The sequence below is a fragment of the Prevotella sp. HCN-7019 genome (assembly GCF_037890215.1).
Lineage (GTDB): Bacteria > Bacteroidota > Bacteroidia > Bacteroidales > Bacteroidaceae > Prevotella.
In genome coordinates this window covers 20,341-37,106 of the sequence record NZ_JBBKBO010000008.1, presented here as the reverse complement: position 1 = coordinate 37,106, position 16,766 = coordinate 20,341, and the positions used below count along the sequence as shown (strand labels likewise).

At 34.8% G+C, this 16,766-nt stretch carries 10 protein-coding genes; 3 read left to right on the top strand and 7 right to left on the bottom strand.

Annotation, left to right across the window (positions count from 1 at the left end):
* Positions 1–205: 205 nt before the first annotated feature.
* The 7 genes from WKT13_RS10465 to WKT13_RS10435 form a co-directional block, all read right to left on the bottom strand.
* Positions 206–1,093: an ATPase gene (locus tag WKT13_RS10465; protein ID WP_340323831.1), complete on the bottom strand. Its 888-nt coding sequence runs from the start codon at positions 1,091–1,093 to the stop codon at positions 206–208.
* Between the two features lie 886 nt (positions 1,094–1,979).
* Entirely contained in the window at positions 1,980–2,645 is a 666-nt protein-coding gene (locus WKT13_RS10460) for an MgtC/SapB family protein (RefSeq protein WP_340323830.1), read from the bottom strand.
* A gap of 25 nt (positions 2,646–2,670) precedes the next feature.
* Entirely contained in the window at positions 2,671–5,556 is a 2,886-nt protein-coding gene (locus WKT13_RS10455; protein ID WP_340323829.1) for a PD-(D/E)XK nuclease family protein, read from the bottom strand.
* Positions 5,553–8,798: a UvrD-helicase domain-containing protein gene (locus WKT13_RS10450; RefSeq protein ID WP_340323828.1), complete on the bottom strand. Its 3,246-nt coding sequence runs from the start codon at positions 8,796–8,798 to the stop codon at positions 5,553–5,555. The genes WKT13_RS10455 and WKT13_RS10450 overlap by 4 nt, the downstream gene beginning before the upstream one ends.
* A gap of 5 nt (positions 8,799–8,803) precedes the next feature.
* Positions 8,804–10,318, bottom strand: coding sequence for a DUF5687 family protein (locus tag WKT13_RS10445; protein ID WP_340323827.1), 1,515 nt, complete (start codon positions 10,316–10,318; stop codon positions 8,804–8,806).
* A 10-nt stretch (positions 10,319–10,328) separates the two neighbouring features.
* A complete protein-coding gene (locus tag WKT13_RS10440) occupies positions 10,329–10,934 on the bottom strand; it encodes a LolA-like putative outer membrane lipoprotein chaperone (protein ID WP_340323826.1) in 606 nt (201 codons plus the stop codon).
* Positions 10,935–10,939: 5 nt separating this feature from the next.
* Positions 10,940–13,426 carry an FtsK/SpoIIIE family DNA translocase gene (locus WKT13_RS10435; RefSeq protein WP_340323825.1) on the bottom strand — a complete coding sequence of 829 codons (2,487 nt, stop codon included), beginning with the start codon at positions 13,424–13,426 and terminating at the stop codon, positions 10,940–10,942.
* A gap of 104 nt (positions 13,427–13,530) precedes the next feature.
* Between WKT13_RS10435 and WKT13_RS10430 the strand changes: the two genes are divergently transcribed.
* The 3 genes from WKT13_RS10430 to tilS are packed head-to-tail and all read left to right on the top strand — an operon-like array spanning position 13,531 to position 16,695.
* Positions 13,531–14,154, top strand: coding sequence for a 3'-5' exonuclease (locus WKT13_RS10430; protein WP_298617930.1), 624 nt, complete (start codon positions 13,531–13,533; stop codon positions 14,152–14,154).
* Between the two features lie 11 nt (positions 14,155–14,165).
* A complete protein-coding gene (locus tag WKT13_RS10425; protein WP_340323824.1) occupies positions 14,166–15,350 on the top strand; it encodes a class I SAM-dependent rRNA methyltransferase in 1,185 nt (394 codons plus the stop codon).
* On the top strand, positions 15,340–16,695 hold the full coding sequence (gene tilS, locus WKT13_RS10420) for a tRNA lysidine(34) synthetase TilS (protein ID WP_340323823.1): 1,356 nt from the start codon (positions 15,340–15,342) through the stop codon (positions 16,693–16,695). The genes WKT13_RS10425 and tilS overlap by 11 nt, the downstream gene beginning before the upstream one ends.
* The last annotated feature ends 71 nt before the right edge of the window (positions 16,696–16,766 follow it).

Sequence of the window (16,766 nt, the reverse complement as noted above, 5' to 3'; positions counted from 1 at the left end):
AATCTTGAATTTTATTGTAGTAACATTTTGATAAAATCAACGTGTCGTCTCTATTTTTACAGTAAGATTGTTTTCTGCAAAGATAAGTTTTATTATTATAAAATGCAAAATTTTTTATTGAAAAATGTAATGTCTGGTTTGCATTTTATACACATTCGTTTGATGCAGTATATTGTGGACGTATCAAATGGAGATATTTGTATCATTATATATTATCTATCTTCATTCTGTGGTAATCAATAAGTTTTTCTGACGGGCTTTTGAGTATAACACCAATTTTCACGTTTTCCATGCGAGCTGCCGTCATCAACTGCTCGTGATATATAGCAGCTAAACTTCCTACTATACCGATTTTAAGTTCCGGACGCTCATATTGTTTTATATTGTTCTTAAAGAATGCCCGAAAATTCTCAACAACAATGTCTGTAACCTTGTCTATGTCCAAATGTTTGGCTATGAATATAGAAGTTGATGCCAGAAATTTGCTGGGGGCATTTCCATGATATACGTTACCGATAATATCATCGAGTGTCATTGAGAATTGTGTTTCAAATTCTTTAAGCAAAGCCTTGGGCAAGCGACCTTTATAAAGTGCATTAAGAAACAGACGCCCTAAAACAGCGCCACTGCCTTCATCTCCGAGAATATATCCCATGGCCGGAATCTTGCATATTATATTACGTCCGTCGTAAAGTCCAGAATTTGAACCTGTTCCTAATATACATGCAATACCTTCACCGTGTCCAAAAAGTGCACGCGCGGCAGCTGTCAAGTCGCTTTCGACTTCTATTTTTGATTTTGGACCGAAAATCTCCTGTAGCAGGATTCTCATTTTCGGAATATTTGGTACAGTACATCCGGCTCCATAATAATGTATCTCAGTAAAACCTGTTAATACTTTTTCAGAATTTATTTTATCGATAATACCATTCTGTATTAATTGTGAGTACAACTCGTTTTGCAGAATATCGTAAATTTGTTTTTGCGGCATTACTGCTGGGTTGATGCCATTTGTTTTGATGATTATATCCTTACAATCACTCAATATCCGCCAGTCTGTCTTTGTACTACCGGCATCAGCCACTATTATCATTTGCGTTTGTGTATAAATATAAAGATATTATTATAGTATATATTTGGTGTTTTTACTGAAATTTGTAATAATATAATAACAGCATGACACCAATAATTGCAGCAATTATGACTATTTTTATAAGACATCCTGCTACCTTTTTAAAAATAAAGAAAGCTGCAATTACAGCTAAAATACAGTAAATGTAGTATTCAAAGTTTGAATTCATTGTTTTTTATTAAATGACTATATGTATATATTATGTGGCAAAATTACACTTTTTTTTTTACCTACATTCTGTATTTTCTGTTTTTTCAGTCATTACATATATATGTAGGAAATACTTATGTATGGATTTGATAAATATATTATCAAATAAAATAAAGATGCTTGAATTTCATATTCGTGCATGATTTTTTGCTGAGGGATAAGCCACTATGCAGTTTTGTTTATTGCAAACTATTTTCTTATAGACATAAATGAGAGTAGCACGTTTTCATGGGTTATCATGATATTCTTTAAATATATATAACGTTGTTCTTCATCAAGAAACACATTGTGAAGATATTAGATATTATTTGTATAAGTTGAGCTCGTATAAATGGCTATTTTACATCACTAAAAGCTCTTTTTCACTGTGTGATAAAGACTGTTTCGTTGTATAAAAAAGCCTATTTCACAGCATAAAAGAGCCCATATTGGACACTAGTTGTGCATATGTCATAACGAATCTGCTATATGACAATTATTTTATGGTATACTTTTAAAATCGTATTTTTAATTATTCTATTTGTATTATTTCTAAAATCTTCATATTACATAACGTCACAAAATGAGAATATCTGATTTATAATTGATGTATTCTTCATAGATCAGACAGTACATATCTTTACTTATTGATATCCACTTATTCTATTTCCTCTATGGATACTCCATCGAAATCTGTCAAAATCTTTTTTATAGTGTCTTCAAAGTTATTTCCTCTTACGTTGATGTAGACATTCATTATATAATGTGGCGCAATGTTGTCATAGCAATGTTTTATATGATATGACTTAACGTCTATTCCTTCATTTCTGAGGGTGTCTATTACGCCGGCAACCATGTCTTTGGACAGGGGAGAGAATGTTACCGTGATACGTTTCGATTCAACGCCTCTTACTATGAAATACAACACTTCCAAACATATGAGTACCAATATCATTGTAACAAAGGCGAGAAAATACAATCCGGAACCACACGCCAGGCCAATTGCCGATGTAACCCACAGGCCAGCAGCCGTAGTAAGGCCACGGACAGCATGTTTCTGAAATATTATTATGCCGGCCCCAATGAAACCGATACCTGTTACCACTTGTGATGCAACTCTTGATGGATCTAACGAGATGTTGTTCATATTTAAGCCTGTTTGTTCAAACCCAAACTGTGATACAACCATAAATAGTGCACTACCCAAGGCTACGAGGAAATGTGTGCGGAATCCAGCTTCTTTGGCCCGATATTCACGTTCAATTCCAATAGCCCCACCGATAACGGCTGCCGCCAATATTCTTATTATGAAATCGTATGACATAATGATTGATATTTATTGTTGTATTTTATATCCTACATATCGATCTGTATGGACATGACAAACACCGCATCTTATTATCTGTAGGGACAAAAGCTATCCGTGGATCAAATATTTCACTCAAAATATGTTTCAAATTTTCTGTGAAATCTTTACCATATTTGCGTATGTCGTCTATTGGCTCGTCTGCAATAGCTAATATCGGATCGTATCCATCTTGCATGCTGTGTCTTATGAAAAACAGAGCAGGACTAACCTTCTTACCGCTTCTGCAGTACTCCTGTGATGTTGTTATGATAAGTGAATAGAGCATTACCTGAAAGAAATAGTCGCCATGTTTGTCCTCTATACTATCGCTAGAGAAAACCTCTTCCAAAGAATTTATCTTTTTTATTGGCTGACGTCCGGTTTTATAGTCCACGATTCTTATCTTTTCCAAATCATTTCCGGTCAGATCTATGCGGTCTATTATACCTCCTATTTCGATATTACGTTGTCCATGTCCAGTTGAGAAGCAGACATTGGTATAAGCTGGCGTTTCAAGTCCGAGTATTTTGAAAGGAGTCATTTCGCGGTCCAGTTTCATCAACTGACGGATATAACCGATTATTACTTCTCTATTGATAAGCTGCAGACCGTTATATTCAGGGGCAGATTGAATACAGTCGGACTTGAACAGTTCTTCATTGAACACTTTGTCGACAACAGATTCTACAATTTTCGGATCTTTAAGAAAACGGTCAATATCATCACTTCTGATCAGGCCATCATGTCCTGCCATGTCATTGTATATATAAAACGCTGTCTTATGGAATATATTACCAAATATTCTGTTATCCATAGTGTCATCATCAACATTGTCTGGCTCTTTTATTTTTGCTATATGGTTATAAAAAAACTGGAGTTGACAACGTTTGTATTGGTTTATTGCAGATGGTGATATTCTCTGTATTCCGTCCAATACATTCATAACAGCATCGCTCTTGTCGATACAGTTTGGCACAGATTGTGCCGATGTGCATCCGGCTTGCAGGTTCTCACAGACTATTTTATGTGGACTTTCTATCATTAGCTGAAGCATGAAACGGCTCATTTCTCCACGTCCATTTTCTGCTGAACTATTGTAAATCATTGTTATGTCCGTAGCACGTTGTATTATACTATGAAAATAATATGAATATATGGAGATCTTGTTATCTATTGTAGTTAAGCCATAGGCCTTTCTGATGGAGTAGGGTATGAACGAGGCATCGTTTACTCCTTTGGGCATTTTTCCGTCATTGCAAGATAACAGTAGTACATGATCGAAATCCAGATTACGTGTTTCAAGTATTCCCATTATCTGCACTCCCACAGCCGGCTCACCATGAAAAGGTATAGATGTAGAATCGATAAGTTGTTTTATGAGGCGTCTCAATGTATTTGTATCCACAGATAGGTCGCCAGATTCTGTAAGTGCAGCTAGTCGGCTTAACACCGTATACATTCTGAAGACAGATTCCTTTATGAGTACATCTGTAGACTCTTTACAATTCATTCCAACTATACTTATTATATCCATCATCCATTTTAGTAGACAAAGATTTGATAGTGCAGAAGATTGGTTGTATTTTTCACTGATATTTATGTCACAGAACATTGTCTTGAGATTTTCATCTTTCGACAACATGTTGCGTTGCGGATAGTAAATCTTATGTGTACTTAGTTGGGTGACCAACTCTTCAGCCTTATCCGAAATGAAACATATATATGGATGCTTTAATACTCTTAAAACATATTTAAGATAGAATCTGTCCGAGTTTCCCTTATGTCCATTGAGCTGTAATTCTAACAGATGCATGACAAATGATGCCACTGGTGACAGGGCCAATGGATATCCTGTTGTGATATTAGCATTCCCTATTTCCGGAGGAAGGCTGTAAAGTATACTTTGCAGCATGTTTTCATCACACATGATTACAGCCGTTCGTGCACCATCAGTCATTCGTCCATCTGTTCGCAGCCAGTCACTTACATACCGTGCCTGTATAGTCTCTGTAGAGGCATTGATATATTTTATATTTTTTTTCTTGCTGAGGTTGTCATATATTTCCGAATCGAAACAGTCTAATTCATTTGGAAAATATTTCAAATATTGCGATATGTAATGTCCGGCCTCGTTATATGCAATGTCTTTTCTTGGCATATAGTATTTGTCAAAGTCCCAATAAAAAAACGCTTTGCCTTGTTTCTTCAGACGGTCGAACATGATTCGTTCCACCTTATGCAGCATATTAAATCCTACAAAGATATATCTGTCATATTCATAAGACTGATTGTCGTCTGTCGCAACTCTGCGATATAGGGCACCTTCGTATGCAATACCCATATTAATAAGACGATTGTTGAAGTCGTCATATATATTGCCGAAGTGTTGCCAAAGACTTAAAAATCTTTTCTTCAGTTCTGTTTGGCTGTTATCATTAAAGTTAATAAAAAACCTTTTTAGTATATCCTTCTGTTCTTCAGTAAGATATGATATATCATCAAGTTCGTGAATATTTTTGAGATTTGCAAACACTTTATGAGCGTCAGCCATATTTTTGTCGATATCATCAAAATCGGAAAGTAACAGTTGTCCCCACCCGTAGAAATGATCCAAGCTCTCGTTTGTACCGGAATATTTGATAAATGATTTATGCAACTCACATATTAGCTTTATCGGATCTGCCACAGTCAAGTTGGAGTGTTTGCAGAACAGATCACTGATGGTTATGTAAACCGGACTCCATACTGGTTTATCAGCGATTCTTACCAAACACTCGTTCATGAAAAGGGCGGCTCTCTTGTTAGGAAAAACTACCGCTGTGCGTGACATATCGTATCCAAACTTATTTATTATGTCTTCTGACACATACTCTAGGAAACTTTTCATCTTACTTCAACAATTTCATTTGAATAAACAAACCACAAATACCCTTTTACTTCTTTGTATCCCATTTGGGAGACAAGCGCCATATATTCCCTTACTTGCTGATAGTATTCGCGTTTGGGATTGCCGAATTTAAAATCTACTATTATCATCTGTCGCCCGTCTGTCATAACACGGTCAGGACGATGAGTTACGGTCATTTGTTTTTCTTTATCGTAAGAAAGAATGGCACATTCATTGAAAAGCTTCCATCTATCAGAAAACCATTCTGCTACTTGTGGTCTGGAAAGTCGTTGTGACAACATTCTGCGTATTTCTTCAGGTGTCATACCACAATCATAAATAATACCTTCATATTCCAATTTGTGCAGGGCGTCATCTATATCGTCTACCGTATGTATAGATGAAAACAGTTTATGAAGAACAGAACCAAGCCGAATGTATCGTTTCTGTTTATCCTCACTGTCACCTTCGATAAAATCGCGACTTTTATTACTTTGACGGAAATCTGCCTTACAAACATATGTGTGTATGTTTGTTTCTATCTGTGAAACAGGTTGCATGAAGACGTTATGTGACGTTTCGTCATTGTTTTCTTTCTGTGGAATATATATGTTACCATAACTGAACGTTATTGGAATTGAGAGATCTTCGTTACGTTCATATTCGGAACCTTTGAGTTGCTCATTTACAATAGGTAGGCTTTTCTCAATAAGATCAGAACGTAATTGTGAGTTATTGCGCTTCCCTATAACAAACAGATTGTTGGCCGCTCTTGTAAAAGCAACATATAGTAAATTAAGATTGTCTACTGTATTTTGCAGATATTCATTCAAATAATCCTTTTCATATATTGTACCTTTCATCTGCTTAGGCCTGTAATCAATTGGAATGATAGGCAGAGTATTAAATGGTGCTTCTTGTGGATAACACCAAATAGTTCCAGAATCATTTACTTTCCAGTCGCAAAAAGGAACAATAACGTTATCAAACTCAAGACCTTTACTCTTGTGAATGGTTATTAAGCGTATGCCATCAATTTCATTTGCTTGTATAGTTTTATCGTGTATACTGTTGTCCCATTCTTCGATAAATGCATCAAGATCGGGAGTGTTGTCTTTTATAAATTTGCATAAAAGATCATAGAATGTACATATATATGCGCATTCTTCCTTGATTTCATGCAGATGAAATAACATGAATATGTTTTCGACAATATCATAAAGGGATTTTGTAAGCATGTGCATACGCTGGTCCATAAAACCTTTCGGCAGAGAATCGTTACCCGACAAGTCTGTCCCTTCGGCATATACATCATCCGATACATTCTTATGAAGAATCTTATTGCGGTAGGCTTTTACAAGATATGCTTTTGCTATATTGTTCTCTGGATTGAGCAACAGTCGTATTGCATTAATAATAATATTTACGGCTACAGAACTTTCAATCTTGAATGCATCTTCCGATACAATATTTATATAATCTGCAGTCTGTGAAAAATGTTCTGCTATAAGTTGTGCATTTGTGTTTGAACGTACTATTATTGCTATGTGATTTTGTGGAATGCCTTTGCTTATCAACTCATCTATAATTTCTCTTATGCGTTGAAGCGTATTTTCTTGATAATTATTTTGTGGTAACAGTTCTATATCCACGAAACCGTTATCCGGTTTCGTGTCTGGTATTTTCTGAATAACATCACTATAAGCTAATGCGAGCTGTCGAGCTAATTGATCATCATGTGATTCGTTATATTGCTTTTCATATTCAATTTTTGCCGCCGTACTAAAGAATACATTATTAAACTCTATTATTTTACGACTTGAACGATAATTGGTATCAAGTGTTTTAACGGACAAATTTTTACCTGTATCAGCAAATTGTGACTCTATATTATTCAATAACCGCCAGTCACCGGAACGCCATCTGTATATACTTTGTTTGACATCACCAACAATCAGATTTCCTTCTGTACTGTGGCTCATGCATTCTTCAAGTAGAATCTTAAAATTACTCCATTGTATTGTGCTAGTATCTTGAAACTCGTCTATCATCACATATTCAAGTTGTGTTCCGATTTTTTCGAATATAAATGGAGAATCTGAGTCATTTATCAGTGAATGCAATAGATATTGTGTATCGCTTAAAAGAAAACGATTTGCGTCAGCATTTAATTCTCTGACTTTATTTTCTATACTATTAAGCAGGCGTAATTGATTGATATGCTGCAAAGTAAGTTCTGCAGATTTGTAAAACTTCCACATATTTGAGCGTAATTGCTCCGTTTCGACAAGTAGAGGCCACAGACTTTCATTTACGACATTTTCAAGCATTGCTCGCTTGTGTTTGTCTTTTTCACCTTTTCTCAACCACTTATCCGGACTTTCAATTACAGACTGAATACGTTTGGTAAGTATACTGCCGTCATATTGATTTTCTGATAATTTAAGGAAATAACCGCATGCTCCGGCTTTTCCATAAGCAAAATCATTAATCTCAAGTTCTGATGCAGACAATATGGAATTGAAACGTTCACATTGTTTTTTCATACCAATCTTCATACGAAGTATTATTTCTTTCAAAGATTTCGTAAAACTTTGTAGTTTTATTTTATCTTGAAGTACTTCATTAAGGCAGGTACAATTAGCTTTATAAAAATCACGGAATATATTTTCTCCAAATTTCTTTATCTGACTTATTACATTCCAATTTTTATTGTCTTCAATATTTTCCTTAATATATGAAAGAATCCATTTTAACAGATCATCTTTCTTACCAAGTTCTTCAATGAGTTTATCAACAGCGTGTTGCTCTATTTGATAATCATTCAATTCAACTCTGAGATTCGCAGTAAGATCTAACTCTCTTGCGAGATTATTCAATACGCTCTGAAAAAAAGAATCAATGGTTTCTATTCTGAAATAGTTGTAATCGTGTATAATGCTATGCAGGGCTATTCCGGCCTGTTTAGAAGCAAACGCCTCTGAGACAGACAGGTCACTCGTAACCCTGTCAATATAGTGTTTAGAGTCCGGCAACTGTTTCCATATACCATAAAGCTGACTAAGGATACGTATTTTCATCTCCTCTGTAGCCTTATTCGTAAATGTAACTGCTAGAATTTTTCTATAACATTGAGGTTGCGTTATCAATAGTTTTATATATTCTATTGATAACGTATATGTTTTTCCGCTTCCGGCACTGGCTTTGTATACAGTTAGCGGTTTATTTTCTGTTAAATGCATATACATCAGCGTGTCGCACGAAAGGCCTCCATTTTTATATAACGTCGTTTCATAAAACGTTTATATATGTTGCGAAGCCATAATGGATAAGTCAGTATAAATGTAAGGCCTATAATTAATATTATTATATATGATATTATTTCTTCAAACATCAGTTGCAATATTGAAACGAATAGCACAGGAAATAACATACATACAATACTTGCCAATATCTGGAAATTGTTGTCGTTCATACTATTTTTTCCGATAAATTTTGTATTTAGTGGTATTGTCTGTTGATTGTATACCGCCATTTGAAAAAGTATAAAATATTGGAACCCTGCTGTGAAAATAGTAAATGAAACCAACATTATTAAAGACCATTTTCCAATAATCACTATAGGAAGCATCAATATAAAAGGGAATAGAAGCATTAAAGAATACAATATATATTTGGCACGTAGTAAGGATAATATATTTTCTCGTCTTGTTATTAGGAAATCAAAATAATTACCTTCGTAGCCCATTATCTTAATAAGCATTGTTGAACCATAAATCACTAAGTTATAAAGACACCAGAAATTTGTCATATATCTGGAATCATAAACAGTCGTATAACTAATAATACAACTGAAAAATATAACTAGAAGAGTAGAATAAATCAGAGCTTTACGTGGATTTTTATTGCGTAATATTGTCTTAATCTCGAGCTGTAGATATAATCCGCATTCTCCATATTTTTCTAAAAATGAGAATGTACTTATTTGGTGCTTTGCAGGATTTTTGGATGATGAAATTTCCCTTTTAATGTATGAAAGTTGTACTTTCTGATTTATGAATACAAGGACACCAAGTATTATTAGAGCAATAACAATTGGCAATATATTGTTATTTTGCAGCATTGCTCCTATTTCCGAATAGAAATATAACATCTGTTCTATATTACTATTTCTACCAACAAAAGAAGGAGAGAAAACTAACGCATAAACGAGTATTGGTATCAACCAATATATAACGGTATCATTTATTAATGTTCGCACAATCAGATACCATTGGTTGTTCGCCATTATAAGAATCCAAGAATACACTAAAAGTATAATTGTTACAGAAAATCCATAATTGAAAACTACAGACATTAGTGAGTATGGCAATATCAGTGCGAACCATACGAAGTTGCCTGGAGAGAATAATGATGTTAAAATGAAATTTTTAATACAAGATGAACGCTTTATTGGTAATAATGTATAAGGTTTTATTATTTGTGAAGGGGTTTGCTGCATAATAAAACGACAGAGAAAATCAATCATAAGAATAAATGGAAACAATGCCGAAATACATTCTACTGATGATATTTCGTTATTATCATTGTCATTGACGATAAACGCTAACCCCATAGCAATTATTATCAAATATACGATAACAAATGCGAATAATGAATATATTACATATTTCGCAGTACGGTTTCTTGTAAAGTTCACATTACGTATTCCGGCATATTTACGATGACGGTGCAGTTCCTTGAATAAATCACAGGCTTTCATCAATATTGTATTATCTTAAATCGACAATTTCCGCATTTGGGTAATCTTTCGAGCGGAATGTGAAAATATTATCAGACTGATTTTTTGTTATAAAGTTGCTGATTGATATAGAAGTCCATACTGAACCTTGACGTATCTTTACAGCAGAAGGAATATATGTTGATTTATTAATTGTCACATATATTTCTTGTATACTTTTATTTTGAGCAGTCATATGTACAACATAATTTTTTCCCTGTGTTTTCATTGATAGATTGTATCCGCTACGATATATATTTATAAATGCATACGGATTCATCATTTGCTGTTGTGCTTGAGAAGGAGTCGTTATATTTACCTCATTGGTATTCTTCATATACGTCCATTGCGTTTTTCCATTAAACCAGACTATGGCTTGAGAAGTACGTACATTATATTTCTTACCCTTTATTGCAATTATACCAGAAATAGTTTCTGTTTTTGAACTAGTCATAGAAAAATTTATACTCAGTCCTCCTTTTCTATTTAAAATACCTGCTGTCTTATCAAGAACAGAACGAGCCTGTGTGGTATTTTGTGCGTATACACCCGTGGTAATAATTATCAATAATATGATTATAATATTAATTTTTTTCATATAAGTTAATTTTTGATTTGTTTTAATATAACATTTAACTGATTTATATCTGACACAAGAACTTCCCTAGGTTTGCTCCCATGAGCTGCTCCGACAATTCCTGCCTTTTCCAACTGATCCATAAGTCGTCCTGCACGATTATAACCAATAGAGAAACGTCGTTGTATCATACTTGTACTTCCTTGTTGTGTTGTAACAATATGATTTGCAGCTTCTTCGAAGTAGGGATCAAGATTCGAAATTTCATTATTCATAGAACCTTCCGAAGAACCATCTGATTTTGTTTCTGGTTCAGGTAGCTCCATGGGTTCTACTGGGCCTGGTTGTGATTCTATATATTCATTTATATTTTTTACTTCAGGGGTATCAACGAATGCACATTGTACACGAACTGGATTCGGGGTCCGTCCATCAAGAATAAGCATATCACCACGTCCTACAAGTTGGTTGGCACCGGGTTGATCAAGAATAGTGCGTGAATCTATCATCGAAGTAACTTTGAACGCGATTCTGCCCGGAAAGTTCGCCTTTATAGTACCCGTTATAATATTTGTTGTAGGGCGTTGTGTGGCAATGACCATATGAATACCAACAGCACGTGCAAGTTGAGCAATGCGTGCAATAGGCATTTCAATTTCTTTGCCTGCAGTCATTATCAAATCACCGAACTCATCGATAATAACAACAATATATGGCATATACTCATGGCCTTTTGTCAGATCAAGCTCATGATTTACATACTTATGATTATATTCCTTTATATTCCTAACCTTCGCCTGCTTCAACATATCATAACGATGTTCCATCAGTGTGCATAGACTGTTTAATGTACGCACAACTTTTGACACATCAGTTATAATCGGTTCTTCATCATTTTCAGGTAATGTTGCCATGAAATGATCAGCAATAGGAGAATAAACGCTAAATTCTACTTTTTTGGGATCTATAAGCACAAATTTTAATTCATTCGGATGTTTTTTATACAACAATGATGTAATTATAGCATTTAATCCAACTGATTTACCTTGACCAGTAGCACCTGCTACAAGCAAATGTGGTATTTTTGCCAAATCCACAATAAGCACATCATTTGAAATTGTTTTACCCAATGCTATTGGTAACTCCATGTTTGAATCTATGAATTTTTTTGAATTGATAATGCTCTCCATAGATACAATGTTAGCTTTGCGGTTTGGAACCTCAATGCCGATTGTTCCTTTTCCAGGAATAGGAGCAATAATTCTTATTCCTAGAGCAGAAAGACTAAGTGCTATATCATCTTCAAGATTTCTTATTTTTGATATACGAACACCTGGTGCTGGTGTTATCTCATAAAGGGTTATTGTCGGCCCAACTGTAGCTTTTATTTCACTGATATCTACTCCAAAACTTTTCAGAACTTTTACAATCTGCTCATTGTTTGCCCTGATTTCATCCATATCAACGAACGGTTTACCATCATTGTCATATTTTTTAAGTAAATCTATTGTTGGATACTTGTATTTTGTAAATGGTTCCTTAGGATTTATCGGCGAATTGAGAACATCGTCATTCACAACCTTTTTGTTACTATCAGCGTCTGGACGTTCCGGATTTTTCGATATTTCAACAACGAGTTCATTATTTGAATCTTTAGCCGGTTCTTTTTCGTCAGATATTTTCTTTTTATTGCCCTTCTCTGAGAGGTCTTCTGTAAGATCAATAACTGTCGGAGTGTGAATTGTTTCTGAATCATCCGGTATTTTATCTTTTATTACAGAATCATTCATACCTGCCATTTCCTTCTTATCTTCATTTTCTACAATTTGCATATCTGAAGAATCGTGGTTTGTATTACTTATAACAGTAAATTTTACCTTCCGTGTAAGGTATCCAACCGGATTAAGTACCTTTCTTACAATATTTATAGTTTCTGCACTCAAATATGTCAAAAAGGCAATTGCTACAAAAATAAGAACTGCAGTCAAGCCCGGAGCACCTATAACATTCTCCATGTTCTGAACACAAAACAATCCATGATTTCCCCCAGGATTAAATATGCTGTTCTCCATTAAAGGTGCTAGAAATTTGGCAAATGATACAGATGTCCAAATCATCACTATTGTAAGACACATAAACCATTTCCAAAGGTTTACCGTACATATTTTCATCATTTTCAACCCGACAATTATAAAAAAAACAGGTATGATAAATGCCGGTAAGCCAAAATTCACTGTTATTAATGTATATGCGATGATACTTCCAATACTTCCACAATAATTCTTGAATACATGATTGGTATTCAGCCATTCCCCCGGTCTTAAATCTTCAAGTATACTCTGGTCGGCCTGCCCTGTATTTAAAAAAGAAACCATTGCGATGATAATATATGTTGCAATGATTAATATTATAAGTCCTAATAAAAAATCTGTTTTCTCACTGTTAAATATATTCTGAAAGCCCACTGCTTCCATTATGTTTTTCGGTTTACGCTCGGATTTCTTCTTGACCATTTCTTTGTTCAATTATTTATGTGCAAAAATAGCGTAAAAAAGTCGGAAACGACCATAAATTCGCAACTTTTTTCTAATTTTGCAAATTGTTTTAAATGCAAACAATGAAGACAATATACAACAAGTTAAATAAAGACGATATAAAGGATTTGCCGTTAGCAAGCTTTCCCGGAAAGATTATAACCGTGAATAGTGAACGTGAAGCGGATAAGGCGGTTGCGTTTTTGTTGTCAACAGAGATTTTAGGCGTTGATACAGAAACAAGGCCTTCATTCAAAAAAGGTCAACAACACAAAGTCTCATTATTGCAGGTTGCAACAGAAGATATATGCTTTTTATTCCGTCTCAATTATATAGGAATGGTACCGTCTGTAGTCTCATTGCTTAGCAATATAGAAGTACCAATGATAGGTTTGTCTTGGCATGACGATTTGGCGGCATTACAAAAACGTCAAGAATTCAAGCCAGGATTGTTTATTGATATACAAGATATAATAGGGGAGATAGGCATAGAAGACAAAAGCCTACAGAAACTATACGCTAATCTTTTTAAGCAAAAAATAAGTAAAAGACAACGTTTGACAAATTGGGATGCGGATGTTTTAAGTGAAAAGCAAATGAGCTATGCTGCAACTGATGCATGGGCTTGCATACGATTATATAAGGAAATTATTTCTTTAAAAGAAAGCGGTGATTATTCTTTGATAATAAAAGACAATAATAAATAAATCTATTGCAAATGTATAAATCTGTATATTTAAAACGAGGAAAAGAAGAAAGTCTCAAAAGATTTCATCCATGGATATTTTCCGGTGCAATTAATTCTATGGATGAAAATATAGAAGACGGAGACATTGTAAAAGTTTTTACCAATGACAATGCCTTTATTGCAATCGGATTTTTTCAAATAGGCACAATAGCAATAAGAGTGCTTTCGTTCTCAGACATTGAAATCAACGACGAATACTGGCAGCAACGTATTTTAGCTGCATACAATATGAGAAAAGCCCTTGGAATAATAAACAATGATTATAATACAACATTCAGACTGTTCCATGGAGAGGGTGACAATATTCCCGGATTGATAATAGACTGCTACGGTGATACTGCAGTAATGCAGGCACACAATGTAGGAATACACATGTTCAGAAATGAGATATGTAAGGCAATAATCACTGTCATGGGCGACAGAATCAGAAACATATACTACAAGAGTGAAACGACATTGCCTTACAAAGCGGATATAGACAGTTGCAATGGTTTCATTTATGGTAAGATGAACAGTGATGTCACATTGGAAAACGGTCTTAAGTTCCATGTGGATTGGCTGAAGGGACAGAAGACCGGTTTTTTTGTAGATCAACGTGAAAATCGCAAATTGCTTGAAATGTACTCAAAAGACAAGAGCGTTTTAAATATGTTCTGTTATACAGGCGGGTTTTCTGTATATGCCATGCGTGGAGGTGCTAAAATAGTACATTCTGTTGACAGCAGTTCAAAAGCCATAGAACTGACAAACCAGAATATCGCATTGAACTTCCCTGATGACAAACGTCATTCTGCATTCTGTGAAGATGCATTCAAATATCTTGATCACAAGTGTCAGGAAAAATATGATCTTGTCATATTGGATCCTCCGGCATTTGCAAAACACCGCAATGCTATTCATAATGCATTAAAAGGATATACACGCCTAAATCAAAAAGGACTTCAACATATAAAATCAGGCGGTATATTGTTCACTTTCAGTTGTTCACAGATAATTACAAAAGATAATTTCAGGAATGCAGTGTTTACAGCAGCAGTGCAAGCCAATCGTAAAGTTAAGATTCTACATCAATTGCACCAGCCTGCAGATCATCCCATAAACATATACCATCCGGAAGGAGAATACTTGAAGGGACTTGTATTATATGTTGAATGAGAAGAATATAGAGTATCGTTTCGTAGAAACAGTCATAGACTTTTCTAAAAGATATGACTTATTCAGAGCAAACCGCAAATATTTGGTTGCGCTGTCCGGTGGAGCGGACAGCGTAGCCCTTTTGTTGGTGATGAAAAAGATGGGAATAGATACAGATGCTGTTACATGCAATTTCCATCTGCGAGGTGAAGAATCTGACAGAGACGAGAAGTTCTGTGTGGATTTATGCGAAAGCCTTGACATAAAACTCCATCGTTGTCATTTTGATACGCGTTCATACGCGACATACAAGAAGATAAGCATTGAGATGGCTGCAAGAGACTTGAGATACAGCTATTTTGAACAACTAAGAAAAGACATGGACGCGGAAGCCATTTGTGTGGCTCACCATCAGGATGACAGTGTTGAAACAGTATTGTTGAACCTTATCCGTGGCACAGGCATAAACGGTCTGAAGGGCATACAACCTGTCAACGGACATATAATAAGACCGTTATTATGCGTTGGCAGAAAAGATATTGAGGCTTTTCTGCATTCTCTTAATCAAGATTACGTCACAGACAGTACAAATTTTATAGATGATGTCATGCGTAATAAGATAAGACTGAATGTTATACCTTTATTGGAAACCATTAATCCAAGCGTGAGAAAAAATATATTCAATACTTCATTGAATGTATCAGAGTCAATCAAAGTCTTTGATTCGTCAATCAGTCAATCTGTGAACGATGTGCTGTGTGCAGGGCAAATTGATATAGCAAAGCTGAAATTACAACCATCACCAGAATATACTCTTTTTCACATCCTTAAGGAATACAATTTCAGTCCAACAACCATAAAACATATATATGAGAGGTTGGACGGTACAAGTGGCAGAAAATGGAGCTCTGATAATTATGATTTATTATTGGATAGGGGAACACTCATAATAAGAAAGCGTGATAAAAATACCAAGGATAAGGTCATGAAGGTGGCAGAAACAGGAATATACGTTTACGACGAAAAAACAAAATTTACATTTCGCCATGAAATTAAAAATACGGCCTATCAGATTGATAAATCTGCAGATTGTGCGTGTCTGGATGCAGACAAGATAGATTTTCCTTTAACAATAAGGAATGCGTCAAGAGGGGACCGATTTTGTCCTTTAGGTATGAAGGGATCAAAACTTATAAGCGATTATATGACAGATATAAAAAAAACAAGTTTTGAAAAAGACAAACAACTTGTCATCACAGATGCTAGCGGGGATATACTATGGCTTGTAAGTGAACGACCGGACAATCGCTATAAAATAACAAATGAAACAAAAAACGTATTAAAAATATCCCGACACACAAGTTAATATCTTCATTTCTAACTAATAATTTTTGAAGCCAAAAGAATTTATCATCAAACAATAGAAAGAAAATCTGG